The sequence below is a fragment of the Chryseobacterium lathyri genome (assembly GCF_030812195.1).
Lineage (GTDB): Bacteria > Bacteroidota > Bacteroidia > Flavobacteriales > Weeksellaceae > Chryseobacterium > Chryseobacterium lathyri_A.
This window is the reverse complement of sequence record NZ_JAUSSF010000002.1, coordinates 797582-823594: the sequence shown is the minus strand read 5'-3', so window position 1 is coordinate 823594 and position 26013 is coordinate 797582. Positions and strand designations below refer to the sequence as shown.

Annotated in this window: 27 protein-coding genes; 23 read left to right on the top strand and 4 right to left on the bottom strand. The window is 36.5% G+C overall.

The genetic code is table 11. The features are described from left to right. Positions 1-111: 111 nt before the first annotated feature. The 8 genes from J2T03_RS13990 (at position 112) to msrA (ending at position 12372) form a co-directional block, all read left to right on the top strand. Positions 112-333, top strand: coding sequence for a DUF2795 domain-containing protein (locus J2T03_RS13990; RefSeq protein WP_002662059.1), 222 nt, complete (start codon positions 112-114; stop codon positions 331-333). A 128-nt stretch (positions 334-461) separates the two neighbouring features. Then, positions 462-3536, top strand: coding sequence for a preprotein translocase subunit SecA (gene secA, locus J2T03_RS13985; protein ID WP_306841236.1), 3075 nt, complete (start codon positions 462-464; stop codon positions 3534-3536). Positions 3537-3691: 155 nt separating this feature from the next. Beyond that, positions 3692-5857, top strand: a complete 2166-nt coding sequence (locus J2T03_RS13980; protein ID WP_307211944.1) for a TonB-dependent siderophore receptor — start codon at positions 3692-3694, stop codon at positions 5855-5857. Between the two features lie 46 nt (positions 5858-5903). Next, a complete protein-coding gene (locus J2T03_RS13975; protein ID WP_307211941.1) occupies positions 5904-7100 on the top strand; it encodes a PepSY-associated TM helix domain-containing protein in 1197 nt (398 codons plus the stop codon). Next, positions 7100-9217: a TonB-dependent receptor gene (locus tag J2T03_RS13970; RefSeq protein WP_307211938.1), complete on the top strand. Its 2118-nt coding sequence runs from the start codon at positions 7100-7102 to the stop codon at positions 9215-9217. The genes J2T03_RS13975 and J2T03_RS13970 overlap by 1 nt, the downstream gene beginning before the upstream one ends. 51 nt (positions 9218-9268) lie before the next feature. Beyond that, a complete protein-coding gene (locus J2T03_RS13965) occupies positions 9269-10480 on the top strand; it encodes a PepSY-associated TM helix domain-containing protein (protein WP_307211935.1) in 1212 nt (403 codons plus the stop codon). 84 nt (positions 10481-10564) lie between these two features. Beyond that, a complete protein-coding gene (locus J2T03_RS13960) occupies positions 10565-11533 on the top strand; it encodes an ROK family protein (protein ID WP_306841230.1) in 969 nt (322 codons plus the stop codon). Positions 11534-11820: 287 nt separating this feature from the next. After that, positions 11821-12372: a peptide-methionine (S)-S-oxide reductase MsrA gene (msrA, locus tag J2T03_RS13955; protein ID WP_307211932.1), complete on the top strand. Its 552-nt coding sequence runs from the start codon at positions 11821-11823 to the stop codon at positions 12370-12372. Between the two features lie 124 nt (positions 12373-12496). Here msrA and J2T03_RS13950 read toward each other — a convergent pair whose 3' ends face one another. Continuing rightward, positions 12497-13237, bottom strand: coding sequence for a hypothetical protein (locus J2T03_RS13950; RefSeq protein WP_306841226.1), 741 nt, complete (start codon positions 13235-13237; stop codon positions 12497-12499). A 354-nt stretch (positions 13238-13591) separates the two neighbouring features. Between J2T03_RS13950 and J2T03_RS13945 the strand changes: the two genes are divergently transcribed. From J2T03_RS13945 to J2T03_RS13885, 13 genes are all read left to right on the top strand, one after another. After that, a complete protein-coding gene (locus J2T03_RS13945; protein WP_306841225.1) occupies positions 13592-13774 on the top strand; it encodes a hypothetical protein in 183 nt (60 codons plus the stop codon). Between the two features lie 58 nt (positions 13775-13832). Further along, a complete protein-coding gene (locus tag J2T03_RS13940) occupies positions 13833-15473 on the top strand; it encodes a tetratricopeptide repeat-containing sensor histidine kinase (protein ID WP_307211927.1) in 1641 nt (546 codons plus the stop codon). 11 nt (positions 15474-15484) lie between these two features. After that, positions 15485-16150 carry a response regulator gene (locus J2T03_RS13935; RefSeq protein WP_307211925.1) on the top strand — a complete coding sequence of 222 codons (666 nt, stop codon included), beginning with the start codon at positions 15485-15487 and terminating at the stop codon, positions 16148-16150. A 127-nt stretch (positions 16151-16277) separates the two neighbouring features. Beyond that, positions 16278-16484 (top strand): hypothetical protein, encoded by a 207-nt coding sequence (locus J2T03_RS13930; RefSeq protein WP_307211923.1) that lies wholly within the window; start codon positions 16278-16280, stop codon positions 16482-16484. Between the two features lie 9 nt (positions 16485-16493). Continuing rightward, complete coding sequence (locus tag J2T03_RS13925; RefSeq protein ID WP_307211921.1) at positions 16494-16826, top strand: YegP family protein; 333 nt, start codon at positions 16494-16496, stop codon at positions 16824-16826. A 10-nt stretch (positions 16827-16836) separates the two neighbouring features. Beyond that, positions 16837-17904 (top strand): type I restriction endonuclease, encoded by a 1068-nt coding sequence (locus tag J2T03_RS13920; protein ID WP_306841220.1) that lies wholly within the window; start codon positions 16837-16839, stop codon positions 17902-17904. Between the two features lie 15 nt (positions 17905-17919). Then, positions 17920-18426, top strand: coding sequence for an SH3 domain-containing protein (locus J2T03_RS13915; RefSeq protein ID WP_307211918.1), 507 nt, complete (start codon positions 17920-17922; stop codon positions 18424-18426). Positions 18427-18443: 17 nt separating this feature from the next. Then, complete coding sequence (locus tag J2T03_RS13910) at positions 18444-19067, top strand: PH domain-containing protein (protein WP_306841217.1); 624 nt, start codon at positions 18444-18446, stop codon at positions 19065-19067. A 4-nt stretch (positions 19068-19071) separates the two neighbouring features. Continuing rightward, positions 19072-19287: a TM2 domain-containing protein gene (locus J2T03_RS13905; RefSeq protein WP_306841216.1), complete on the top strand. Its 216-nt coding sequence runs from the start codon at positions 19072-19074 to the stop codon at positions 19285-19287. Between the two features lie 11 nt (positions 19288-19298). Continuing rightward, entirely contained in the window at positions 19299-19700 is a 402-nt protein-coding gene (locus tag J2T03_RS13900; RefSeq protein WP_306841214.1) for a DUF6804 family protein, read from the top strand. 7 nt (positions 19701-19707) lie between these two features. After that, positions 19708-20115: a hypothetical protein gene (locus J2T03_RS13895; RefSeq protein WP_307211915.1), complete on the top strand. Its 408-nt coding sequence runs from the start codon at positions 19708-19710 to the stop codon at positions 20113-20115. Between the two features lie 6 nt (positions 20116-20121). Beyond that, positions 20122-21444 carry a coiled-coil domain-containing protein gene (locus J2T03_RS13890; RefSeq protein ID WP_307211912.1) on the top strand — a complete coding sequence of 441 codons (1323 nt, stop codon included), beginning with the start codon at positions 20122-20124 and terminating at the stop codon, positions 21442-21444. A 25-nt stretch (positions 21445-21469) separates the two neighbouring features. Further along, positions 21470-22342 carry a hypothetical protein gene (locus J2T03_RS13885; protein ID WP_307211909.1) on the top strand — a complete coding sequence of 291 codons (873 nt, stop codon included), beginning with the start codon at positions 21470-21472 and terminating at the stop codon, positions 22340-22342. A gap of 47 nt (positions 22343-22389) precedes the next feature. On the opposite strand, the gene J2T03_RS13880 is transcribed toward J2T03_RS13885, so the two are convergent. The 3 genes from J2T03_RS13880 to J2T03_RS13870 form a co-directional block, all read right to left on the bottom strand. Next, complete coding sequence (locus J2T03_RS13880; protein ID WP_307211904.1) at positions 22390-22839, bottom strand: GNAT family N-acetyltransferase; 450 nt, start codon at positions 22837-22839, stop codon at positions 22390-22392. Continuing rightward, on the bottom strand, positions 22832-23455 hold the full coding sequence (gene yihA, locus J2T03_RS13875; RefSeq protein ID WP_306841206.1) for a ribosome biogenesis GTP-binding protein YihA/YsxC: 624 nt from the start codon (positions 23453-23455) through the stop codon (positions 22832-22834). Before yihA ends, J2T03_RS13880 begins: the two co-directional genes overlap by 8 nt. A 66-nt stretch (positions 23456-23521) precedes the next feature. After that, complete coding sequence (locus J2T03_RS13870; RefSeq protein WP_306841205.1) at positions 23522-24283, bottom strand: alpha/beta fold hydrolase; 762 nt, start codon at positions 24281-24283, stop codon at positions 23522-23524. Positions 24284-24555: 272 nt separating this feature from the next. Here J2T03_RS13870 and mraZ point away from each other — a divergent pair, with 272 nt between their 5' ends. Together mraZ and rsmH are read left to right on the top strand one after the other, a co-directional pair. Next, positions 24556-25014, top strand: a complete 459-nt coding sequence (gene mraZ, locus J2T03_RS13865; RefSeq protein ID WP_048501622.1) for a division/cell wall cluster transcriptional repressor MraZ — start codon at positions 24556-24558, stop codon at positions 25012-25014. Positions 25015-25056: 42 nt separating this feature from the next. Then, the gene (gene rsmH / locus J2T03_RS13860) at positions 25057-25950 is read left to right on the top strand and encodes a 16S rRNA (cytosine(1402)-N(4))-methyltransferase RsmH (RefSeq protein ID WP_306841202.1); all 894 of its coding nucleotides are present in this window, start codon (positions 25057-25059) and stop codon (positions 25948-25950) included. Positions 25951-26013: the final 63 nt, after the last annotated feature.

Genomic DNA, 26013 nt, shown 5'->3' with positions numbered 1-26013 from the left:
GCAGTCTATGACGGCCAATGAATAAAAATTAATCAAAAAGAATTGAAAATCAAGTATAAAAAAGCGTATAATATAAGCTAATTTTATACTTTTGCAAAAAATCAGAAAATTATGTACTGGACATTAGAATTAGCCTCATACCTAAGTGACGCACCTTGGCCAATGACAAAAGCAGAGCTTATTGACTATGCAATCAGAACTGGTGCACCAATGGAAGTAGTTGAAAACCTTCAGGCAATTGAAGACGAAGGAGAGATCTATGAATCTATCGAAGAGGTTTGGAGTGATTATCCTACCGACGAGGATTTCCTTTGGAACGAAGACGAATATTAATGAAAGCAATTAAGCTTTGAGCAATATGCTTAGAGCTTTTTTGTCCTTTTTTATATGTAACATTTACACGATAAGCGTGTCAGTAAAACGCTTAAAGCATATTGATTTAAGCATAAAGCAAAAAATTTATGAGTTTTTTAAACAAAGTTCTTAAAGGGTTTTTGGGAGACAAAAAAGCGCAGGACCTAAAAGAAGTAAAAAAAGTTGTAACAAAAATCAAAGCTGTAGAACCAGCCATTCAGCAGTTAACTGATGATGGGCTGAGAGAAAAAACTGCTGAATTTAAAGAGAATATAAAATCTTCAACCAGCAAAATAACAGCGCAGATAGAACAGATAAAAGAGCAGGTAAAAAATTCAGCTAACGTAGATGAAAAAGAAGCTCTTTTCTCAAAGATTGAATCTTTGAAAAAAGAATCATACGACATTGAAGAGAAAGTTCTTGCCCAAATCCTTCCTGAAGCTTTTGCCCTGGTAAAAGAAACAGCAAGAAGATGGGCCCAGAACGGAGGCATCCGTGTGAAAGCAACTGATTGGGACAGACAATTGGCTGCTGCAGGAAAAGATTTCGTGGAAATTCAGGGAGATACTGCAATCTGGAAAAGCTCATGGGACGCAGCCGGAACTCCTGTAGTTTGGGATATGGTCCATTATGATGTTCAGTTTATCGGAGGGGTTATTCTTCACAGCGGTAAAATTGCCGAAATGGCAACCGGTGAAGGTAAAACTTTGGTAGGAACATTGCCTATTTACTTAAATGCACTTCCTGAAAGAGGGGTTCACGTAGTAACTGTAAACGACTATCTTGCCAAAAGAGACTCCGCATGGATGGGACCTCTTTATCAGTTCCACGGAATGTCTATCGATTGTATCGATAACCACCAACCGAACTCAGACGGAAGAAGGAAAGCATATAATTCAGATATTACCTACGGAACGAATAACGAATTCGGTTTCGATTATCTGAGAGATAACATGGTAACTTCGCCTACAGAGCTTGTGCAGAGAGAATTGAACTTTGCCATTGTGGATGAAGTTGACTCTGTATTGGTAGATGATGCCAGAACACCATTGATTATTTCAGGTCCGGTTCCTCAGGGAGACCGACAGGAATTTGATGTTCTTAAGCCTTCTATCGACAGAATTGTTGAAGTTCAGAAAAAAACAGTTTCTGCCATCTTTAATGAAGCGAAAAAATTAATCGCTGCAGGAAACACAAAAGAAGGAGGATTCAAATTGCTTCAGGCCTACAGAGGTCTTCCTAAAAACAGACAGTTAATTAAATTCTTATCGGAAAGCGGAAACAGAGCATTGCTTCAGAAAACTGAAGCGCAGTACATGCAGGACAACAACCGCGATATGCCGATTGTAGATAAAGATCTTTACTTTGTAATCGAAGAAAAGAACAATCAGGTAGATCTTACAGATAAAGGCGTTGAATACATGTCTCAGGGAAATGAAGATAACAATTTCTTCGTTCTTCCGGATATCGGGACGGAAATCGCTGAAGTGGAAGCGAAAAACCTATCCAAAGAAGAAGAATTCGAAGCTAAAGAAAAACTTTTCTCTGAATTCGCTGAAAAATCCGAGCGAGTACACACAATGAGCCAGCTGTTAAAAGCATATACATTATTCGAAAAAGATGATGAATATGTGGTAATTGACGGCGAAGTAAAGATCGTTGACGAGCAGACAGGCCGTATCATGGAAGGAAGACGTTATTCAGACGGTCTTCACCAGGCCATCGAAGCTAAAGAAAATGTAAAGATTGAAGCAGCTACACAGACCTTTGCAACAGTAACGCTTCAAAACTATTTCCGTATGTATAACAAGCTTGCGGGAATGACAGGTACTGCTGAAACAGAGGCGGGAGAACTTTGGGAGATCTACAAATTAGACGTTGTGGTAATTCCTACGAACCGTCCTATTTTAAGACATGATAAACAGGATTTAGTTTTCAAAACTAATCGTGAAAAATATAACGCCGTAATCGAAGAAATTGAAAAATTAACAGCAGCAAAAAGACCTGTACTTGTAGGTACTACTTCTGTTGAAATCTCTCAATTGCTTTCTAAGGCGCTTCAATTAAGAAAAATTCCACACCAGGTACTGAACGCGAAACTTCACAAAAAAGAAGCTGAGATCGTAGCAGGAGCCGGACAGCCGGGAGTTGTAACGATTGCAACGAACATGGCAGGTCGTGGTACGGATATCAAGCTTACCAAAGAAGTAAAAGAAGCCGGCGGTTTAGCCATTATCGGTACAGAAAGACACGATTCAAGACGTGTAGACAGACAGCTTAGAGGTAGAGCGGGACGTCAGGGAGATCCTGGCAGCTCTCAGTTCTATGTGTCTCTTGAAGATAACCTGATGCGTTTATTCGGTTCAGAGAGAATCGCGAAAATGATGGACAGAATGGGTCATAAGGAAGGAGAAGTCATTCAGCACTCTATGATCAGTAAGTCTATTGAAAGAGCCCAGAAGAAAGTGGAAGAAAACAACTTCGGGATCAGAAAGAGACTTCTTGAATATGATGACGTAATGAACAAGCAGCGTGACGTGATCTATAAGAGAAGAAAGAATGCTCTGTTCGGGGATCACTTGAAATATGACATTACGAACATGATCTTTGATGTTTCTAATTCAATTGTCACTAAAGGAAAAGCTACAGGAAATTATAAAGATTTCGAATTTGATGTCATTAAATTCTTCACTATGGAATCTCCTGTTTCTGAAAATGATTTCAAAAGTAAGCAGGTTCCGGAATTAACAGACCTTCTTTTCAAAGCCGCTCAGGAGGATTATAAAATGAAACTGAACTTACTGAAAGAGAAATCATTCCCTATCATTGAGAATGTATATCAAAACCAGGGTTCTATGTTCAAAATGATTCAGGTTCCTTTCACAGACGGACACAAGACAATGACAATTGTTGCCGATCTTAAAGAAGCTTATGAAACTCAGTGTGAAAGCCTTATCAATGATTTTGAAAAGAATATCACTTTATCGATCATCGATGAAAACTGGAAACTCCATCTTCGTGAGATGGATGACCTACGAAGATCTTCGCAGGGAGCTGTTTACGAACAGAAAGATCCATTGGTAATTTACAAACAGGAATCCTTCCACTTATTCAGTGAAATGGTAGACAAAATGAACAAAGAAATTATTTCATTCTTATACAAAGGAGAAATCCCGGCTTAAGAATTCAATAATAAAATCTCATAAAAACCCCGCTTCAGCAATGCCTGAAGCGGGGTTTTGTTATTCAACACCTAATAATTTTATGACAAATATCAATTCGATTATTTATTTAGAACAATTAAAAACAATATATTTGCAGAAAATTTGACTTATTCATGAAAAATGTACTGATCTGCGCCTCAATGTTGGGTTCTATGCTAACGTTTGCACAAGAGAAAAAAGATTCTACAAATTCTAAAAATATTGAAGAAGTTATCATCAATAAAATGGTGAAAAAACTCGATACTGAATCCTCCAACAAAATGCCGGTGAAATTCATAGAAAATCCGCAAGTCTATTCTTCTATTGATAAAGGGATTTTGGAAAATGAAAACATTTTTACTGTTGATGATGCTTACAGGAACGTAACCGGTTTGCAGAAAATGTGGAATCCCACAGGAAGAGCCGGAGACGGTGGATCCTTCTTCGTTTTGAGAGGTTTTCCTTCACAAGCTTCTACAAGAAATGGTTTGGTTGCTCCCGTTACGTCTACAATTGATGCAATAAATGTGGAAACATTGGAATTTCTAAAAGGTCCTGTCGGAACACTTTACGGAAGTACAGTAGCTTCTTACGGAGGGCTTATTAACAGGGTGACCAAAAAACCTCAGCAAAATTTCATTGGTGCAGTCTCAGCGTCTGCAGGAAGTTACAATACTTACAGAGCAACTGCAGATATTAACGCTCCGATTACAAAAAACTTGCTTTTCCGTGTAAATACAGCTTATACAAACGAAGGAAATTTCACGAAAACCAATGCAGGAAATCAATATACAACATTTGCTCCGAGTTTGACCTGGAATGTTTCCGACAAAGTTCAGCTGAATGTAGATTATGAATTATTCCAGAACCGAGTAGCGGCGAATCCTTATTACTTCTATCTTTCACCGAAAACTTTGAACGAAATTAATAATATGAAAGATTTGGAAAAGGCGGCAGGCCTCGATTATAAAGAATCTTACACCGGGAATGATTTATACATGACTGCAAGAAACTCCAATATTTTTGGAAACGTGAAATGGAAAATCAACGATAATATCACCTCAAATACTTACATTAATAATTCCGATTCTTATTCAGACGGTTACAATCCGTATTTTTCGATTTCTTACGACAATGCATCTTCTTCTTATTGGGTAAAAAGAGCTGACCAATCTACAAATAAAAGTAAAAAATCCTGGTTTCAGATCCAACAAAACTTTAATCTTAATTATGATTTTTCAAATGGAATGAAAAACAAAACGGTTGTTGGTTTTGATTATATGAGAACAACGGAAAGGTTGCGTTACAAATATTTGAACACTTACTTCGATATTGTTGCGCCTTCAGGTGCGGATTATTCCGGAATGAATGCCACTGCTTTGACTGCGCTTTATGCTGATACAAATAAATTTTCAACCTACGATTATTTGAGCGACTTGAATACCTATTCTGGATATGTTTCCAACTTATTTACTCCGATTGCCAACCTGCACATTATGGCAGGGCTTCGTTATGAAAATAACGATTATTTGGGCGGAATGATTGGGCCATATTCGAAACCGACATTCAATCCGGCATTTAATCAATCTGCATTTTCTCCAAAAGCAGGAATTGTTTACGAAATCGTTCCTGAGAAATTCTCTGTTTTCGGAAATTACCAGAATTCCTTCAAATCCAACGGATATTATACTTATAATGTTGCAGGAGATATGGCTTTATCAGACCCTGAAAGAGGAAACCAGTTTGAAGGAGGTTTCAAAGCAAGTTTATTTAAAAACAGATTCAACGCAACGATTTCATACTACAACATCAAAGTGAAAAATCAACTGCTTAACACCGGAGAATATACTGCAGCTTTTGCTGTGGTTCAAAAACAAGCCGCTTCTACACTCAGCAAAGGCTTCGAGCTGGAAGTTAATGCATATCTAGTAAAAGGTTTCTCTTTAGTAGGAGGTTTGGCCTACAACGATACTGTTGATGAATCTACAGACACAAGACCAACTACGGCGGGTTCGTTTTGGAATGCAAATTTCAACTTGGCTTATCAATTTGTTGATGGAAAAGTAAAAGGTCTGGGATTCGGATTTGGTGGAAATTATGCTAGTGACAATAATGTAACAGGAGATTTCATTTTACCAAAATATTTCGTTTTGAATGCCAATGCGTTTTACGATGCCAAGAGATTCAGAATCGGAGTTAAAGTTGATAACTTCACGAATGAACATTATTGGACAGGATATTCCACAGCGAATCCTCAAAAACTGGCAAACTTCTTAGGGACAATTGCTTATAAATTTTAATCAACCACATACTCACTATTCCTGAGTTTCAGGAACAGTTTATTTAATGAAAAAGAAGCATCATTATAAAAAGAAACCTTCTTTTACAAAGAAATGGTCTGCCAAACTGCATTTGTGGTTTGGCTTATCCGTTGGTATTATTGTTTTCATTGTTTCACTTACCGGGACTTTATACGTTTTTAAAGATGAAATACAAAGCAGTCTACGGAAAGAAGCCATATATGTACAAAAAGCTACGGAAACTCCACTTTCTATAGCTATTCTGAAAGAAAAGGTCAGTTTGGAACTTAATGAAAAGTATCCTTTGAATGCTGTGGAAATTCCTTTAGATAAAAATAAATCCTACCGTTTCTCCTATTACGAAAAGAACAAAAAAGGCTGGAATTATTTTGAAGAGGTGAAGATCAATAAGCTGGTGTATGTAGATCAGTACAGCGGGAAAATTTTAGCTGTTTACAATGAAAAATATGACCTTTTCCCAATTTTAAAAGCCATTCACTGGAGTTTATTATTAAAATCAGATTGGGGGAAATATGTGGTAGGAATTCCTACCGTACTGTTTATCTTCATGCTGATTACAGGAATTATTTTATGGTGGCCAAAGAACAAAAAAGCAAGAAAAGGACGCTTCTGGTTCAGCTGGGAAAATGTGAAGACCTGGAAACGTAAAAATTATGATCTTCATAATGTATTGGGGTTTTATGCTTCATTCCTGGCACTGCTGATGAGTATTACAGGAATTTACTTTGCCTATCCGTATGTAAAAAACACCTTCAATCTTGCACTTTCCGGCTCTTTAGAATTGCCAAAAGAGAAGGAAATCAAATCTCCGGATTCTCTGATGATAAAAAATACTTCAGTTTTTGATCTTACCGCTCAGGAAACCAGAAAGCTTTATCCTACCTCTTCCAGTTTCAGAATTCCCTTAAACGGAAAAAACAAGAAAGGGAAAGAATTAAAGAACATTCCGGTTACCATATATGGACAAGAAGGGCGGTACAGTGAAAGAAATACGCTGGTTTTTGACAAATATTCAGGGAAACTTCTGGCAGACAAACCTCATCAGAAACTGAGCAATGCAGAAAAATATGCCAATGCCAACTATGATATCCATACAGGATCCTATTTTGGGCTGTTCGGGAAAATTCTCTGGTTTATTACAGGCCTCATCTGCACATCACTCCCTGTTACCGGCTTTTTAGTATGGTGGGGGAAACAAAAAAAACAAGGAAAGAAAATATAATGAAAAAAGTGCTTTTATCAGCCGCATGTTTAGGGTCGGCAACTGTTTTTGCACAGGTTAAAGACAGCCTGCAGACCAACAATGTGGATGAAGTCGTGATGACTGCTTCCAGAAAAAAAGAAAACATTAAAGAAATACCAAGCTCAGTAACGATTGTTGCAGAAAAGCAGATCCAGTCTCAGCTTACCGTCAATTCCGATATCACCAGCATTCTTCAGTATACGGTTCCCAGCTTAGGAACCAATTCCGGACAAACCTCCAATACAGGTCAGACTTTAAGAGGCCGTCAGGTTCTTGTCCTTATCGATGGCATTCCTCAATCTACCCCACTTAGAAATGGGGCAAGGGACATCAGAAGCATCGATCCTTCTGTTATTGAAAGAATTGAAGTGATCAAAGGAGCATCTTCTATCTACGGAAACGGAGCAGATGGCGGAATCATCAATTATATCACCAGAAGAAGTAAATCCGATAAAAATATTTCAGGACTTACCCAGGTTGGTTTTACTGGCCAGACCTATGGAGGAACCTTAGGAGTAAGGGCCAGTCAGCTGCTATCCGGAAAGGTGAATAAATTTGACTATGTTTTCTCCCTTGCTTATGAAAGAACCGGCTATATGAAAGATGCTGACGGAGTAAACCTTACCCCAACCTACAGCCCCGCAAAAATGGATAACTATAACGGAATGCTTAAAGTAGGGTATAATATCAATAATGATCAGAGAATTGAAGCTTCTTACATTGGATATTCTTCCAGATCTGATCTTAGCTTAGGACTGGTAACCGGAAAATACGGTTTTAAACCAACCATTGGTGAGGGCGTAGGAAAAAACCTTGAAACCACTCCTCAAGGAACACCAAAAAACCACAATTTCAGGGTTAATTATGATAACCAGAATCTTTTTGGAGGAACCACTTCATTGAATTTCAATGCTTATATGCAGGATTTCAAGACGGTATACGGATACAGCGATACATTTTTCGGAGGAGGGCAGTCCAATGTGATTTCCAAAAAATACGGCGCCAGATTCAACTTTGATACGAAGCTTTGGAACGCTCAAAATTCACAGGCTGAAGTGATGTACGGAATGGATATCCTTAATGACCAGACCGTTCAGAAGCTTGAGGACGGGCGTTACTGGACACCAGACATGAATATGACTAACCTGGCCCCTTTTGTGCTGGTTAAAATCGATTTACTGAAAAAATTAACCATTAAAGGTGGACTTCGCTACGAAAACATGACCGTTAAAGTAGGAGACTTTAATACCCTCTCTTCCGTAAAAAGTGATGGAACTTTCACAACAAGTATTTTTGTTACCGGCGGAAAATTAAAATATAATGCATTGGTGGCCAATTTAGGGGTGCGTTATAATATTGAGCCTTTCATTAACCTGTTCGGAAGCTTTTCCCAGTCCTACTCTATCAACGAGCTGGGAAGGATCTTAAGAACATCTACACAGGGAACCATTCAAAATCTTGAAACCAAGCCCATCATTGTTAACAATTATGAGCTGGGTGCCACAGGACAGATCTCAAAATGGGTCAACTATGAAATCACCTCTTATGTAAGCACATCAAAATTAGGAGCTTCCTTTGTACAGAGCGCAGACAGGGCTTTAACCATACAAAGGTCACCGGAGATTGTTTACGGTGTGGAAGGATTCCTGCATTTTACCCCTGCAAAATGGATCAGTTTCGGAGGAAGCTATAGCTGGATGGAAGGGATTACGTCTATTAAAGATGATGGAGATTATTCTGCAAAAATCAATAACAGCCGGATTTCTGCGCCTAAGGTACTTGCTTACATTCAGGCAAGACCTATACAGGCCTTATCCATTGGTTTTGATATGCTGCATGCCTTTGAGCAGGACAGGTTTCAACCTAATGCAAAAACCGGATTATTCGTATACGGAGAAGGCCACGTTCCTGAATACACCGTTTTTAATTTTAAATCAAGCTACGAAATCAATAAAAACTGGAGAGTTTCTTTAGGTATTGAAAATTTGTTCAACAAAATGTATCAGCCTGCCATTGCATGGTGGTCTGCTCGTGACAGCGAATTTGTGAATTCACTGGGGAGAAGAGGCACCCTGATGCTTGAATATAAATTTTAATTAAACTAAATAAAAAGATAAACTTATCTTTGCGATACTTTGAACTGCAATATGAAGAGAAAACATCATCATAAGAAAAAACCGGGCTTTTTCAAGAAATGGTCAGCCAAGCTGCACCTTTGGTTTGGTCTGGGAATTGGCTTTCTGATCTTTATTATATCCATTACAGGAGCGCTTTATGTTTTCAAAGATGAAATAGAAAACATCACCAGAAAGGATGTGATCTACCACAACGAGCAGAATATAGCACAAAAGCAGGTTCTTCCTATCAGAATAATGGAAAAATCTGTTGCCGAACAGGTAAAAGAAAAATATCCCATCCATTGGGTGAATGTTCCGATCGATAAAAAAATGTCGTACATGTTTTATTGGTATGAGCATAATACGGATGCCTGGAATTATTTTGATGAGTTTCCTATCTATAAAGCAGCTTATGTAAATCCTTATACGGGAAAAGTCCTCAGAACATATGATGAAAAGAACGGATTTTTCAACATTGTAAAAATGATCCACTGGAGCTTTTTATTGAAGCAGGATTGGGGAACCTATGTAGTGGGAATTCCTGTTATCATATTTATCATGATGCTTATTACCGGAATCGTTCTCTGGTGGCCTAAAAATAAAGCAGCCAGAAAGCAACGTTTTTCTTTTAGATGGAAGAATATAAAAAGCTGGAAAAGAAAGAATTATGACCTTCATAATGTGCTTGGTTTTTATTCCTCCATCTTCGCTTTGATCTTCGCAATTACAGGACTCTTTTATGCCTTTTTTGTTGTACAGGCCATGATCTACGTGATATTCTCCGGCGGGGAAACAAAATATCCGGACTTCTCCCATATTAAAACCAAGGCTCCTATAGAACTACGAACTGAAGGAACGCTCGATAAGGTCATTAATACTGTACAGCAAAAATATCCTGATGCTTTCGGTTTTGCCATTGACCTTGGCCATGAGCATATGGATGACCACGAGCATCCTAATTTTGAAGTTTTTGTAAAGCACCTTTCATATTCTTATCACAAAAACAGCAGCCTGATCTTTGATGAAAACTCGGGGGAACTGCTTCATACCCACGATCCGAAGGACAAAAACTTCGGAGAAAAAGCAGTAGCTGCCAACTATGATATTCATGTAGGGGCTATTTTAGGGCTTCCTACAAAGATCATTGCATTTATTGTCAGCCTTCTGTGTGCATCCTTACCTGTCACCGGATTTATGATCTGGTGGGGAAGAAGAAAAAAGAAGCCGGTAAAAATTGCCTAAAAGTTTTTCAAATAAAAGTTTGTTAATAATTCATTAATACAATCTTTTTTATAATTTTAACCCTTTAGAATTTATAAACAGGAAATGTCATTAATAGATTTATCAAAACAAGTTGCTCTAGGAATTGATATCGGCGGAACGAATACAAAGTTCGGAGTAGTAAACCATCGCGGTGAAGTTCTGGAAAAAGGAAGTCTGAGAACTGATGAGTACGAAAAAGTGGAAGATTTTATCGATGCTTTGTATGAACAGGTTCAGCCCCTGATCGAAAAATACGGTACAGAAAAAAACTTTGACGGAATTGGGGTAGGCGCTCCTAACGCCAACTATTATAAAGGAACTATCGAGCAGGCTCCTAACTTACCCTGGAAGGGCCTGGTCCCTTTCAGTGAACTGATGAAGGCTAAATTCAGCCTGCCGTGTACCATTACCAATGATGCTAATGCAGCAGCTCTTGGAGAAATGCTTTTCGGAGCAGCACGTGGTATGAAGGATTTCATTATGATCACTCTGGGAACCGGAGTAGGCAGCGGAATCATTTCCAATGGGAGCCTGATTTACGGACATGATGGCTTTGCAGGAGAGCTTGGCCATACTATCGTAAAGCCTGGCGGAAGAAAGCACTGGAGCACTGGATCTGAAGGAAGTCTGGAAGCTTATGCCTCAGCCACAGGAATTGCGATCACTGCAAAAAAAATGAGAGCTGAATTTCCTGAATCTATGCTGAGCCAGTATCCTGAAGAATCTATTAACTCAAAAACTGTACATGAATGTGCTCTGAAAGGCGACCCTATCTCTATTGAGGTTTTCAGATATACAGGACAGAAGCTGGGTGAAGCTTTGGCAAATTTCGTCATGTTTTCTTCACCGGAAGCTATTCTTTTATTCGGCGGCGTAATCAAGGCCGGTGATTTTATTTTGAAGCCTGCAAAGCTCCATATGGAAAGAAACCTTCTTCCAATCTTTAGAAATAAAGTGAAACTGGTCTTCAGCGAGCTTGATGAAGCAGATGCAGCCATTCTTGGAGCAAGTGCTTTAGTTTGGGAGAAATAACTGAAAAACATATTTAAAATAATAAAAGCATCCTTTCGGGGTGCTTTTTTGTTCCTGTGCCTATTCGTGAAATCTATTGTGCTACGCAGAAGTTTGAGCTTTATCTTACCTATATTTATTTATAAAAATAGAGATTCTGTTTGCCTTTATGAAGAATTATTTGTGATATCTATTTGTGTTATTCGTGTTTAAAATTGCAAAAGTTTTTCCTATTTTTGATTAGTTTTTTTCACTCATTTCCAGTGCGGATTAGAGCAAAACCGGACCAATATAATAATCAATCTACAATGGATAACAATTTAGAACAGATCACTTTCGGCGGCGGATGCTTCTGGTGTGTCGAAAGCTGCTTCAATATGCTTAAAGGAGTACAGTCTGCTGTCTCAGGCTATTCGGGAGGACACAAGGATAATCCAACCTATGAAGAAGTGTGTACAGGAGAAACGGGACATGCCGAAGTGGTACAGATCACTTTTGATCCTAAGATCATTTCCTATGCACAGCTAATGGATGTATTCTTCTTCCTTCATGACCCTACCCAGCTGAACAGACAGGGCAATGATATCGGAACACAATACCGTTCTGTTATTTATTATAAAGATGAAGCAGAAAAAGCTAGAGCAGAAGAAGCTCTCAAAAAATCTGAAGAATCGGGAAAATGGCCCGGAAAATATGTAACCGAAGTAACCCAGTTTGAGAAATTCTGGCCTGCTGAACAGTATCACCAGGGCTATTATAACGAAAACCCGACACAGCCATACTGCAGCACCGTAGTAGGCCCGAAGATCCAGAAATTTAAAAAACATTTTGGAGAGCTGGGAATGCTGAATGAAGCGTAAAAATATAAAGCGAATATCTTTTTGATGTTCGCTTTTTTTGTGTGGAAATTTATTTTCAAATATCCTCTGTTTGCTCGAATCCTATTGACACATCAATATTACCAATAATCGATTTTCAACAATACTACTTCGCATTTTCACCTCCATAAGTATAAATTATGTGTTCCGTTGCCTCTTTTAAAGTTTTTTCATTTTCTGGATTTACTCCGTGACTGGTAAAAAATTCTACATCATTATCACTCTTATCGTACCATACCTTTCCCAATGAACTTTCAACATTAATAGTGTCTGGTCTTGTACTTTTTTTAAGATACTTCAGTTTAACTGTATCAATAGGTATCAAGTGATGGTTTGGGTTTTTATCATTACAATGAGCTAATTGATATTGATCACCATCCCAATACATGCATTCTTTCGGAGTAAAAACACCTTTGGAAAACAAAAGCCCCATTAATGCAATGATTCCAAGTACTCCACCACTCATGCTTTTATTGTTGCTAATAAACTCTGTTAGATTAATAAAAGGCTTATTAACAATGTTTATAACAATTTTAGAAACTGTTTGATTAATAGCATATTCTATTGTTTTCCAATCCAAACAATAAGCTTTAAAACTTTCGTATCCTAAATATCTACTTAGATCATCAAGAATTACCGGCTTTATATTATAATCATTTTCATTCTCAACAATAACTTTATAATATGTCTCCAACGACTTATAACTTAAGCTAATTTTAAAATCATCTAACAAACTTCTTTCTAATGATTTTAAAATCCCAGTAGATGACTGTTCTGTTGTCTCACTTGATGCTTTTTCCAAAACTTCCTCCAATAACTTTTTTTTCTGAAGTAAAAATCTAGACATATAAATAAATTTTATCCGGAAAATTAAACAGTTATTCTCAAAAAAAATTACGGGTTCCCGTAGAAAACTTTCCAAGAACTTTCCAAGAACTTTCTAACCCCTATTTTCTTTTTCGCCGTTATTTTGCCTTGTAAATCAGTAACAAATAAAACAACAAACTCAAAAAACTGATTTCAAAATCACCAGATAAAACGGAGGAAAACTCCGGGTTGGGAAGCAGATGTTTCTCCTCCGTTTTTGAAGGTTCACTTCCCAAAAATTTAGAAGCGCTTCAAAATTTTTAACCGTGTAACACTGCTTACGATCTGTTTCGTGAGGAAGAACACCAGTGCCAAATTTTAAATTTTTAAACCAATGTTAGAATTAATATTGATGCTACTGGGATTAGCATTTTCAAATAACAACGCAAACACGACATCAGATAATAGTAATAATCAGGAACAGACAACGGTTCAGCTGACAGACCCGGGAGAAGGAGTGGATCCGGGGGATACCGGAGGAGAAACGGGACAGCTTCCTCCTCCTCCAAAAAAATAACCAATTAAGCGAAAGAGAATTTCTTTCGCTTTTTTTATTATTTTTGATAAAAAACTAATTGAAAAAACTCATCTTCTTATTACCTGTAATTCTATTTTCCTGTAATAAAAATAACAGAACTGTAAAAAGTGATAGAACAGACTATGACAAAGCATATAATTATTTAAAAACTTCAGAAAAAGATAGCGCTTTTAAATATTTCAATAAGGCAAAAGATTTTTTCATTCAGGAGGACAACCCTTCATTCGCCGGTAGTTGTTTAGTAAATATGGCTATTTTACAATGTGAAAATGGAGATTATTATGGCAGTCAAGAAACAGCTTTATCTGCAATTAAATATTTAAACCCCCAAAAGGACACTCTGGAAATAGTAGGAAATTATAATAACTTAGGTATTACCTGTCAAAATTTAAAGGAATATAATAAAGCCGCTCAGTTCTACAATAAAGCAGCCCATTTTTCTCAAGATCCTATTTATCAATTAACACTGTTAAACAATAAAGCAATTTCATATACATACTTAAAAAAACATGACTCTGCCATTCAAATTTTTAATAAAATATTAGCTTTTCCAACTATAAAGAAACATGCTAAAGTTTTCTCAAAGGTCTATGATAATTTAGCTTATACAAAGTTTAGTCAAAATCCTGAATATAATGCGGAACCAGAGCTAAATGAAGCTCTAAAAATAAGAGAAAGGATAAAAGATGATGATGGGTTAAATGCCAGCTTCTATCATTTAACAGAGTACTTTGAAAATAAGGATCCTAAAAAAGCATTACATTATGCTAACAAAAACTGGCAAATAGCTAAAAAGAACAACAATCCTGATGATCAATTAAAAGCCCTTCAAAAAATTATTACATTAGAAAATTCTAATAACACAAAGTATTTCTTTCTGAGATATCAAAGCCTCAATGACAGCCTTCAAACAGCAAGAAGTAAAGCAAAAAATCAATTTGCCATTATAAGATATGATGTTGAAAAAATAAAGGCAAAAAATGCAGAAAATGAAATCGAGCTCTTAAAAAGAAATATTGGCTTAGGTACTTTATCCGTTCTTTTAATAGGTGGTATTTTTTTATACAAAAAAAGAAAAAAAAGACTCGAACAGGAAAAAGAACTGGAAGTTAAAAATACTGAGCTGAAAATGTCGAAAAAAGTCCACGACGTCGTAGCCAATGGAATTTACCAGGTCATGACTAAAATAGAAAATCAGGACCATTTTGATAAAGAAAAGGCCCTGGACGATCTGGAATTTGTTTATGAGAAATCCAGAGACATTTCCTACGATAAGGAAGATTCTAAAGATGAGCAGGATTTTAGCGAAAAAATTTCAAATAGTATTGGCTCTTTTAATAATGATACCGTAAAAACCTATATTGCTGGAAATGAGAAAAACATTTGGGAAAATGTAAATCAATCTAAACAGGAAGAAATCTATCAAATCATTCGGGAGCTGCTTGTCAACATGAAAAAACACAGCAAATCAAACCTTGTTTCTTTCCGCTTTGAAAGAATTAATAACGAGATTGCCATCCATTATAAAGACAATGGAATTGGGATATCCGGAGCGGTAATTTATAACAATGGATTATCAAATGTGGTTTCCCGTATAGAAATTTTGCAGGGACAAATTATTTTTGACACTGAAACCGAAAAAGGATTGAAAATAGACATTTCATTTCCTGTTTACTAAAAACTAAAAAAATGTTCAAAAAAATTTTAATAGCCGAAGATCAAGAGATGGGTAGTTTGTCTGTCCAAAAAACATTAGAAGAACTCAACATTCCGAATGTTGATTATGTATATTATTGCGATGATGCTTTAGCGAAGATAAAAAAATCCATTCGAGAAAACGATCCTTATGACTTATTAATTACTGATCTTTCTTATGAAGAAGACCATCATTTTCAGAATATTAAAGATGGAAAAGAACTGATTGAAGAGGTCAGAAAATTACAGCCTTTATTAAAAATCATTGTCTTTTCCGGAGAGCGTAAATCAGGAATTATAGATTCTCTTTTTACCGAATTCAGGATTAATGGATACGTCCGCAAAGCCAGAAACGATTCTAAAGAACTGAAAAAAGCAATCGCATCCGTTTACGTCAATGAAAACTATCTATCTCTTGATCTTAAACAAGAAGTTAAAAAACTCAACAGTTATGAGTTTACAAAATATGACACCACACTTGTTTCTCTTCTTTCTCAGGGGGTGCAGCAAAAAAATATTCCGACTTATCTGCAGAATAATAATATCACACCTAACAGCCTGAGCAGTGTGGAAAAAAAATTAAACAGTTTAAAAGAAGCACTGGGAGTTACAAGTAATGAACAATTAATAGCTTTCTGTAAAGATCTGGGAATTATTTAATCTTATTTTTAAATTTTGTATAAAAACCTTTCAAAATTTGAAAGGTTTTTTCTTTTACGGTTAACCGTAAGGATTGGTTTTTTAATCGTTCTACTTTTGGAGTGTTAAAACATTTAAAATAAATTTTATGAAAAAGTATTACGTAAACAAAAAAGCGCAAAGCAACGGAGATCATGAAGTACATCATGAAGACTGCAGATATCTTCCGGGTCCTGCTAACAGAAAATATCTGGGAGAATATTCTTCTTGTAAGGATGCCGTAAAAGAATCAGAGAAAACGTACGCTCAAACAAATGGGTGTAAAACATGTTCAAACGAATGTCACACTAGCTAAGTAATTATCATGGAAAAATTTGTCATCACAAAAAGAGTCAACAACGAGTATCAATTTAACTTAAAAGCAGGAAATGGCGAAATTATTTTAATCAGCGAAGGCTACGTTCAAAAAGCATCTTGTCTAAAAGGTATTGAATCTGTGAAGATCAATTCTCAGGAGGATTCAAGATACGACAGAAGAGTTGCCAGGAACAATAAAGATTATTTTGTATTAAAAGCAAGAAACGGTGAAATCATTGGTAAAAGTCAATATTACAGTTCCAAATCTTCCATGGAAACCGGTATTTCTTCTGTAAAAAAAAATGCACCTACTGCCGAAATCATTGACGAAACTCTTTAAAAGCAACACTATGGATCTCAAAATTAAACTTGAACAGTTACACCAGAAAGTAGTCGGCCTAAAAGAGCAGATCAGCACAGAGGAAGCCACCAAAAACGCCTTTGTAATGCCCTTTATACAGATTTTAGGGTACGACATCTTTAATCCGACGGAAGTAATTCCGGAACATATTTGCGACATCGGAACGAAAAAGGGAGAAAAGGTAGATTATGTGATCAAACACAATGACAAGCCTATTTTTATTATAGAATGTAAGCATTGGAAAGAAAATGCTGATGCACACAATTCTCAGCTGCACCGGTATTATCATGTTTCAAAAACACGTTTTGGCGTGCTGACCAATGGAATTGTATACAACTTTTATACAGATTTGGAGAAACCTAATATTATGGATGAGAAGCCTTTTTTCACTATCAATATTGAGGATTTAAAAGACAGTTCAATCAAAATCCTTGAAAGTTTTACCAAAAAAGACTACAATCTTGAAAGTATTTTAGATTCTGCTGAAGCTTTAAAATACATAAAAGCAATCAGAAAGGAGTTTGAAAAAGAAATTGAAAACCCTTCCGATGAACTAGTAAAATTATTAGTCAGCAGGTTTTTTGAGAAGCCAATGACGGCCAACAGAATGGTGTCTTTTAAGGAATATACAAAGAAAGCCTTGACTACTTCTATTAATGAATCCATCAGTTTCAGGCTTAAATCTGCATTAAGTATCAACGAGCAAATAGAAAAACAGGAAGAAGGCGTAAAACCACCCCAATCCATCGATGAAAACAGCGATTCTAAAATTGTAACAACCGAAGAAGAACTGGAAGGATTTCAAATCATAAAAGCTATTTTAAGAGAAAAAATACCTTCTGTAAGAATTGCCTATAGAGATACATTATCCTATTTCGGAATTTTATTGGACGATAATAACAGAAAGCCAATCTGCAGATTACATTTTAATACGGCCAACAAATATTTGGAAATCTTTCATAATGGTAAAGAAGCCGGAGAAAAAATACTGCTCAATAATCTGGATGAAATATATAATTTCAAACAGGAGCTCCATAAAACTTTAGAAAACTACTAACAAAAGCTAATATCCATGAAAACGTTCATTTCTCTACTCATTCTATGCATTGGTACATTTACGGCTGTTTCTTTCAGTCTTTCTGATTCCGAAAGCACACATCATGGCGGAAGATGTACCGGTTCTGCATCTTGCAGTGCCTGTTCCAATTGTACAGGCTGCGCTCATTGTTCTTCCGGGGGAAGCTGCGGCGTATGCAGTGGCGGTTCTTATGGAAAGAAATCATCCTCAAAGAAAAAAAAATCTAAAGCATCATCAGATTTACATTACGCTAGAAAAAGCAGGTCTTATAATGCTCCGAAAATCCGGATTGATGAAATCAACATCAATACCAACAATCGATATTTTGCAGGGGTTGCCGTTACCAAAATCTATGAAAAGCCATTCCTAAACTCTAAAGTAATGGAAGCTGTTCCAAAAAACACAGAATTAAAACAGTTATCCAAACAGGGTTCATGGTATAAGGTACAGGTGAAAAAAAGCGGAAAAGTTGGGTATGTATATTACAAAGATGTAAAATAAATTAAAAACGAAACATCATGAATTTAAAGAAATTTTTAAACGAAGAACAAGACCCAAAAGCCGTTGAAAAGCTTTTAGAGAGAATCAATGATCTTATAACATCTCAGGAGTTTGTAGAATATATTGCAGTTCAAAAAAAGCCTGCTATCAATTTTTCTCCGGACTGTATAGCGCTTACCAACAGAAGAATTATTTTCTGCAGACCTAAAAACTTTGGACTCTCCATGGATTTCCAGGACTACAATTGGGTAGATATTGCAGATTGTCATATTAAAGAAGGAATTTTAGGCGCCACTTTTACAATGAAGACCGTAAGCAATTACACCAATATGATGGATTATCTTCCAAAAGCCCAGGCCAGAAAGCTTTATCAGTTTGCCCAGGAAATTGAAGAACAAATGAGAGGGGTGAGGAGAGAAAAAGACCTTGAGGTCAGAAGAGCATCAGCAGGCGGAGTCACAGTAAATAATGCCACTCCAATAATAGCACAACCTTTTCAAACTCCACAGCCTGTTACACAGCTTATAGAAGCTGAAGATCCTTTTGCTGTTTTACAAAAACTGAAAGGATTAATGGATAGCGGAATCATTTCTGTTGAAGAATTTGAAAGTAAAAAGAACGAAATTTTATCAAGAGTTTAACCATATGAAATCAAAATTTACTGCCGCAATGCTCTCTTTCTTTTTAGGCGGACTGGGCATTCATAGATTTTATTTAGGCCAAAATAAATTGGGATTATTTTATTTGCTATTCTGTTGGACATTCATTCCCGCATTCATTGCATTGATTGATTTTTTCATTTTCATTTTTATGTCTGAAGATAATTTCAATTATAAATATAATCTCAAGACCGGATTTTAAAATTTTATCCCATGAAACCTTTTCTTACCCTATGTGCGATCTGCTGTTTCGTAGCTATTTTCAGACTTCCTATAGAATATTATACTATTTTGAGAATTCTTATTTCCATGGGAGCTTTACTTGTTTTGTATAATGCAGTCCGTTTTAAGCAATATTATTTCAGTCTGATCTTCCTCTTCATCCTTATCCTTTTCAACCCTGTCTTCCCAATTTATCTCTATAGAAAAAGTGTATGGATTCCTGTGGATATCATAACCGGAATCCTCTTTCTTCTCATTGCTTTTGTTGAAAAACCGGAAGAAAAAAAGGAAGAAATCATAGAAAATCCGGAAGAAGCTACAACGTATCCTACACAACCGAGGGCGCATGCCCGAGATATTATTATTAATCCTAAAAAACCAAAAGAAAACTAATCCAACCATGGAAAATATTCAAATTACTGAAAATCTTAAAGCACACTTTTTAAGACTGTACCAGATGGCCATCTGTGATAATGATTTCAGTGCCCTGGAACTGAAAATGCTTTATAAATGCGCTGAAGAAAGGGGCATTTCACCTAAAAATCTGGACGAGATCCTTTTAAATCCCATCAATTTTAAATCGCTCGTTCCCCAGACGATTGAAGAAAAAGTAGACTATCTCTATGATCTCACAGTAATGATCTGGGCAGATGGAGTAGTTTCTCCAAACGAATATTCTGCAATGGAAAAATATGCTCTGATGTTTGGATTTCTGGAAGAAAACGTAAAAGAGATTGTCGATTATCTGATAAACGCTGTAAAAACCGGAAAAAATAAAACAGATATTTTATACGAATTAAAAAACTAACTGATCATGACGACCAATATTAAAAATTTATTCAAATTAAAATCAATTCCCATTGAAGCTCCAAAAGAAGAATCTCCCGAACAGGAAATTGATCCCAATACAGAATCTCCCGAGGAAAGCAGAAAACGAACGTATCATGAGTCCGGCTATAGGGACAGCTCCAGAAATAACGGAAATCATACAGCGCTTTTCATTTGCCTGGATGCCGTCTACTCAAAGTTCCAGAACGAGGAAAAAGAAATGGTGGAAAAGCAGCAAAAACTTAAAGAAGCTTACGTCAATGAACAAAAAAACCGAGAGACAGAGATCAAAGCATTGACCGTTTCACTGGAAACCAAAGAAGAACAGTTAAAAAATAAGAATATTGAAATTGAGAATCATCAGAATAAAATTGAAACCTTAAAAACAGAAATCAGCGATTTACCCAGAAATCCGGAAAAATATAATGTAAAAGCTACAAAAGGAGCTTCCACTAAATTCTGGATCGGTGCTCTTCTGCTTATTCCCATCAGTTTGTACCTGCTTACATTTTATATATCGACTTCTTATTCGGCATTTTTTAAAAGTTTTGATGCAAAAAGTACGGTGATTCAAAGTGTGTTAGATGCGCAGGCGTTCAGCAAAGCCTGGAATGAAGGAGTAATAGAAGGCGCCTTTGTCACCCTGATCCCATCTGTCTTCTTAGGGCTGGGTTTTTTGATCCATATGTTTGGAGAAAACAAAACCAGGCTCAACTATCTCAAACTGGGGCTTTTATTCATTGTCACTTTCATCTTTGATGCTATTTTAGCATACGAAATTGAGTCTAAATTATACGAGCTGAACAAAACCTTTGAATCTCCCCCATTCGATCTTACCATCGCTTTCACTAAAAACCAGTTTTGGGGAATCATTTTCGCAGGATTCATTGTGTACATTATCTGGGGGCTGGTTTTCGATTTTGTAATGAAGGAACACAGAGAGAAAGATAAAATTAAAAACGAACAGGAAATCAGACAGAAAAATGTGCTTTTCCTGCTGGAAAAAATTAATGTCCTTAAAAAAGAAATTGAAGAAGTTCTCGCAAATATCGGAACGACTAAAGAGCTCATTATAAAAACACGCGGAAGGATTGAAGAGCTTCAAAACATCATTGACGGAGTAATTATTCCGACCAAAGATTACAAACTCTATGCTTCGGAATATGTTCAGGGCTGGATCACATATATTGGTGAAAAAATAGCTGTTTCAAAAACAGAAAAGCAAACCATGATCGACAGCTGTATCGATACCTACAGCACCAATCTGGATGATGTAGGAGCCAGCTCTGACAATCAAAATTTAGTCTAGTTATCTGCATTATAACCTATTTACTATGAAAAAAATATTGTATTTATTACTCATTATATCTTTGGTTTCCTGTTGTAAGAAAGCTGAAGATCCCCCAGGTGACAAAGTTGATTCCAACGATATCAACGTTAGCATTCTGATCGATTTATCCGACCGGATCGACCCCAAAACAAATCCCAACCCCACAATGGAGTATTTCCAGAGGGATATAGAATACATTAAAGCGATCGAAAAAGGATTTCTGAATCATATCAAAACAAAAAGAATCATTACATATAATGATCAGATGCAGGTCTTCTTTAATCCCGAACCCTCCAATCCCAAAATCAATGACTTTACAAAAGAGCTTAAGATTTCTTTCGACCAAAACACCAATAAAGCCTATTTCAATACCGTTGAAAAAAAATATGCCACATTGCCTTCTAACATCTATCAGTCTGCCATTAAAGACGGCAATTATGTAGGATCTGATATTTGGGAATTTTTTAAAAATAAGGTCAATGATTATTGTATAAAAGAAGATCACAGGAATATCTTATTTATCTTAACAGACGGATACATGTATCATGAAAATTCCAAGTTTTCAGAAAAAACAAAGACTTCTTATTTAACCTCAAAACTTGTTAAATCCAACAATTTAACAACATCAAATTTTAAAACAGCTTTTGAGAAAAACAATTTTGGTTTCGTGAAAGCCAATGATAACTTAAATAACCTGGAAGTCATCGTGCTCGGGGTTAACCCTGAAAAAGGGAACCCATTTGAAGAAGCCGTTATCAAAGAATACTGGGAAAATTGGTTTAAAGAAATGAAAATCAAGAAATATCAGATAAAATCAGCTGATTTACCATCTAATTTGGAACCTATTATTGTAAAAGCCATCACAGGCAAAAATTAAAAAACACTCATCATATATCAAAAAAGCGAAGATCTCTCTTCGCTTTTTTATTTTCTTATCATTTCCGTATGCGGAATATCGTCTTCCAGGTATTTTTTCCCGGTATCTATAAATCCGAATTCTGAGTAAAATCTTAGTAGATAATCCTGTGCTGAGATCTTGATCTCTGAAGTATGGAAACGGTTTTCTATGGTTTCTACAGCATACCTGATCAGCTGTCGACCCAGATTTTTCCCTCTAGCATGTTCCGTTGTAAGAACCCTGCCGAATGATGTTTCATCAAACTTGATTCCTTTATCAAATACACGGCAATAAGCAAGAATCTGCCCTTCTTCCTTAGCCCAAATATGAATTCCGTTTTGGTCATAATTATCCAAATCAGGATAAGGACAGTTCTGTTCAATCACAAAAACATCAATACGGGCTTTTAAGATCGCATACAGTTCAGGAACTGTAAATTCATCGAAGGTTTTAATTCTCCAAATTATATTACTCATCAAAACTTACATTATTATTTTTCAAAAATTCGTTTGTTTTCTGAATGAAATTCAGGATTTCGTCCCCTCCGGTTTTCTTTTCCGCGGAAGTCACATACAGCTCAGGCAGATCTTCCCATGTTTTATGCAGTTCATTCTTATAGTTTTCTACATTTTGTATGGCTACATTAGGTTTCAGCTTATCTACTTTTGTGAAGACAATCGAAAAAGGAACCCCGCTTTCCCCACACCACTGGATAAATTCCAGATCAATCTTTTGCGGAGTATGTCTTGAATCTACCAGAACAAAAAGATTCACCAGATTTCTTCTATTTAAGATATAGTTGGTGATCAGCTTCTCAAAATCCTTTCTTATAGATTTTGAAACTTTTGCATAGCCATAGCCTGGCAAATCCGTCAGATACCAATCTTCATTCACTAAAAAATGATTGATCAGCTGGGTTTTCCCTGGAGTTCCGGAAGTCTTTGCCAAATCCTTATGATTCATTATTGCATTGATTAATGAAGATTTTCCAACATTAGACCTTCCGATAAAAGCATACTCAGGCATCGTAGGTTCAGGGCATTCCTGCCATTTTCCGCTACTCTTTACAAAATTTGCTGTTTTAATAACCATTTTTTGAATATTTTTTAGAAAAATAAACCATTAAGAAAAGCTCTTAATGGTTTATTTTTATTTGTTTTAAACTTTGTCTTTTAACCAGCTGTAGAGAATTTCATTGAATTCGTCCGGCTTCTCCATCATCGCTGCATGTCCGCATTCCTCGATCCAGAACAGATCTGAATTTGGGATAAACTTATGCATATCTTCAGCCACTTCAGGAGGCGTTACATTATCCTGTCTTCCCCAGATCAGACATGTTGGAGTCAGAATCTTAGGAAGGTCGTTCAGCATATTGTGTTTGATAGCACTTCTAGCAAGCATTACCGTTTTAATTCCTTTCATTCTGTCATTTACTACAGAAAAAACCTCGTCTACAAGATCTTCTGTGGCAATAGCCGGGTCATAGAAAACCTCTTCCGTTTTTTTCCTTATATAGGAACGGTCGTTTTTTCTTGGGAAACTGTCCCCGAAAGTTCTTTCGTACAATCCGGAACTTCCTGTCAATACAAGATTCTTTACCAGATCCGGTCTTGCCAGGGTCATAATCAATCCTACATGCCCTCCCATTGAGTTTCCTACAATCGTAACAGGTTCGGAAATATGACTTTCTATAAACTTGATAATATATTTGGCAAGAGTAGTAAGATTAGTATTGAGTACCGGCAGATCGTAGATAGGTAACTGGGGAACATATACCTTGAATCCCTTTTCAGAAAAAAAATCTACCATCTTATCGAAATTACTCAAACCACCCATTAAACCGTGCAACAGCACCAATGGATGTCCCTCTCCCGCCTCTACAAAAGTATATTTCTTTTCTTTTTTTGTACTAAATATCATAAAATGCCTTAATAAAGCTCTGCAAAAATACAAATTAAACCTCAAAAAAATTTTGATTACCCTAATTTAAAGTAAAAATAATATAATATCCTCCTTTTTCTTTATTTTTTTCAGAACCCCTTTATTATGGCTCAAATAACAACTTTTACAACGAACGATATATCAACCACTTATCTCTTTCAAATTGAATCTTTAATAAAACTTATTAACATTAAGTCAAAAAGTGGGAAAAAGTGGGAAATTTTGGAAATTATTATATAAATTTGTCCCAAATGAAAAGTTTCATTGGAACATATGAGTGTAAAATTGACGACAAAGGCCGGTTAAAAGTTCCCTCCTCCCTGATCAAACAGATGGAAAACTTCGACGATAAGGCGTTTGTAGTCAAACGATCTGTGTTCCAGCCGTGCCTAGAAGTTTATCCCATGAATGCATGGGACAAGCTAATGGGCAAAATTAATAAGCTAAACAGATTCATTAAAAAGAATGCTGATTTCATTCGAATGTTTACGGCAGGGGTAAAAACGGTAGAGCTGGACAATGCAGGAAGACTTCAGATCTCAAAAGATCTGGTTCATTTTGCAAACCTTCAGAAAGATACAGTAATTACCAGCGCAGGAGAGCTTTTTGAAATTTGGGATAAAGAAGCCTATGAAAAGGTGATCTCTACCAATGAAGCCGATTTTGCGAGCCTGGCCGAAGATGTAATGGGCTCTTTCGATGAAGAATAAACCACACTTGTTATAAGAAGCAAGGGAAAAACACAATTAAGTATGTACCACAACCCCGTTTTATTGAAGCAGAGTGTTGATGATTTGGTGACGAATCCTGACGGAATATACGTGGACTGCACTTTTGGAGGAGGAGGCCACTCAAGAGAGATTTTGAACAGACTTTCAGAAAAGGGAAAACTCTTCAGCTTCGACCAGGATTTAGATGCTCTTAAAAATACAATTGATGATCCCAGATTTACGCTGGTGAATCAGAATTTCAGGTTTTTGGAAAACTCCATGCTGATGTATGGTGTTTCCCAGGTAGACGGAGTATTGGCAGACCTCGGTGTTTCATCCCATCAGTTTGATGAGGCGGAAAGAGGTTTTTCTACAAGAAACAATGCCCCTCTGGATATGAGAATGAACGTTATGCAGAATCTTGACGCCAAAAGGGTGATCAATGAATATGAGGAGACAGAACTTGCCGATATTTTTTATCACTACGGCGAATTGAGAGAAGCAAGAAAGCTGGCAAGAGATATTGTTCATCACAGAAAAACAAAAACCATTACAACGACCGAAGATCTGAAAAAGCTTTTCAGCTACCTCCCGCCCCATAAGGTGAATAAGTTCTATGCTCAGCTTTTCCAGGCAATAAGAATAGAAGTTAACCAGGAACTTGAGGCGCTAAAAGAAATGCTTGTTCAGTCTCTGAACATTTTAAAACCCGGAGGAAGACTTGTTGTGATTTCTTACCATTCATTAGAAGACCGTCTGGTAAAAAGATTCCTGAAAAATGGAATGTTTGAAGGAGAACAGCAGAGAGATATCTACGGAAACTATAAAAAGGTCTTTGAATTGCTAAAGAGTAAAGCGATCATTCCCGATGATAAGGAGATTGAGGAAAACTCAAGAGCAAGAAGCGCAAAAATGAGAACCGGAATTAAGGTGTAAGGTGAATGAGCGATTATGAATTTGAATTTCATAAAATTGACCATTGACAAACAAAGTGAATTC

Bases quoted from the DNA above. Each gene is read 5' to 3' on its own strand.
- J2T03_RS13890 (WP_307211912.1), top strand. From the start codon at position 20,122: ATGACGACCAATATTAAAAATTTATTCAAATTAAAATCAATTCCCATT.
- J2T03_RS13935 (WP_307211925.1), top strand. From the start codon at position 15,485: ATGTTCAAAAAAATTTTAATAGCCGAAGATCAAGAGATGGGTAGTTTG.
- J2T03_RS13970 (WP_307211938.1), top strand. From the start codon at position 7,100: ATGAAAAAAGTGCTTTTATCAGCCGCATGTTTAGGGTCGGCAACTGTT.
- secA (WP_306841236.1), top strand. From the start codon at position 462: ATGAGTTTTTTAAACAAAGTTCTTAAAGGGTTTTTGGGAGACAAAAAA.
- J2T03_RS13975 (WP_307211941.1), top strand. From the start codon at position 5,904: ATGAAAAAGAAGCATCATTATAAAAAGAAACCTTCTTTTACAAAGAAA.
- J2T03_RS13925 (WP_307211921.1), top strand. From the start codon at position 16,494: ATGGAAAAATTTGTCATCACAAAAAGAGTCAACAACGAGTATCAATTT.
- rsmH (WP_306841202.1), top strand. From the start codon at position 25,057: ATGTACCACAACCCCGTTTTATTGAAGCAGAGTGTTGATGATTTGGTG.
- J2T03_RS13960 (WP_306841230.1), top strand. From the start codon at position 10,565: ATGTCATTAATAGATTTATCAAAACAAGTTGCTCTAGGAATTGATATC.
- msrA (WP_307211932.1), top strand. From the start codon at position 11,821: ATGGATAACAATTTAGAACAGATCACTTTCGGCGGCGGATGCTTCTGG.
- J2T03_RS13920 (WP_306841220.1), top strand. From the start codon at position 16,837: ATGGATCTCAAAATTAAACTTGAACAGTTACACCAGAAAGTAGTCGGC.
- J2T03_RS13980 (WP_307211944.1), top strand. From the start codon at position 3,692: ATGAAAAATGTACTGATCTGCGCCTCAATGTTGGGTTCTATGCTAACG.
- J2T03_RS13880 (WP_307211904.1), bottom strand. From the start codon at position 22,839: ATGAGTAATATAATTTGGAGAATTAAAACCTTCGATGAATTTACAGTT.
- J2T03_RS13990 (WP_002662059.1), top strand. From the start codon at position 112: ATGTACTGGACATTAGAATTAGCCTCATACCTAAGTGACGCACCTTGG.
- J2T03_RS13965 (WP_307211935.1), top strand. From the start codon at position 9,269: ATGAAGAGAAAACATCATCATAAGAAAAAACCGGGCTTTTTCAAGAAA.
- J2T03_RS13900 (WP_306841214.1), top strand. From the start codon at position 19,299: ATGAAACCTTTTCTTACCCTATGTGCGATCTGCTGTTTCGTAGCTATT.
- J2T03_RS13905 (WP_306841216.1), top strand. From the start codon at position 19,072: ATGAAATCAAAATTTACTGCCGCAATGCTCTCTTTCTTTTTAGGCGGA.
- J2T03_RS13930 (WP_307211923.1), top strand. From the start codon at position 16,278: ATGAAAAAGTATTACGTAAACAAAAAAGCGCAAAGCAACGGAGATCAT.
- J2T03_RS13945 (WP_306841225.1), top strand. From the start codon at position 13,592: ATGTTAGAATTAATATTGATGCTACTGGGATTAGCATTTTCAAATAAC.
- mraZ (WP_048501622.1), top strand. From the start codon at position 24,556: ATGAAAAGTTTCATTGGAACATATGAGTGTAAAATTGACGACAAAGGC.
- J2T03_RS13910 (WP_306841217.1), top strand. From the start codon at position 18,444: ATGAATTTAAAGAAATTTTTAAACGAAGAACAAGACCCAAAAGCCGTT.
- J2T03_RS13915 (WP_307211918.1), top strand. From the start codon at position 17,920: ATGAAAACGTTCATTTCTCTACTCATTCTATGCATTGGTACATTTACG.
- J2T03_RS13870 (WP_306841205.1), bottom strand. From the start codon at position 24,283: ATGATATTTAGTACAAAAAAAGAAAAGAAATATACTTTTGTAGAGGCG.
- J2T03_RS13895 (WP_307211915.1), top strand. From the start codon at position 19,708: ATGGAAAATATTCAAATTACTGAAAATCTTAAAGCACACTTTTTAAGA.
- J2T03_RS13885 (WP_307211909.1), top strand. From the start codon at position 21,470: ATGAAAAAAATATTGTATTTATTACTCATTATATCTTTGGTTTCCTGT.
- J2T03_RS13950 (WP_306841226.1), bottom strand. From the start codon at position 13,237: ATGTCTAGATTTTTACTTCAGAAAAAAAAGTTATTGGAGGAAGTTTTG.
- yihA (WP_306841206.1), bottom strand. From the start codon at position 23,455: ATGGTTATTAAAACAGCAAATTTTGTAAAGAGTAGCGGAAAATGGCAG.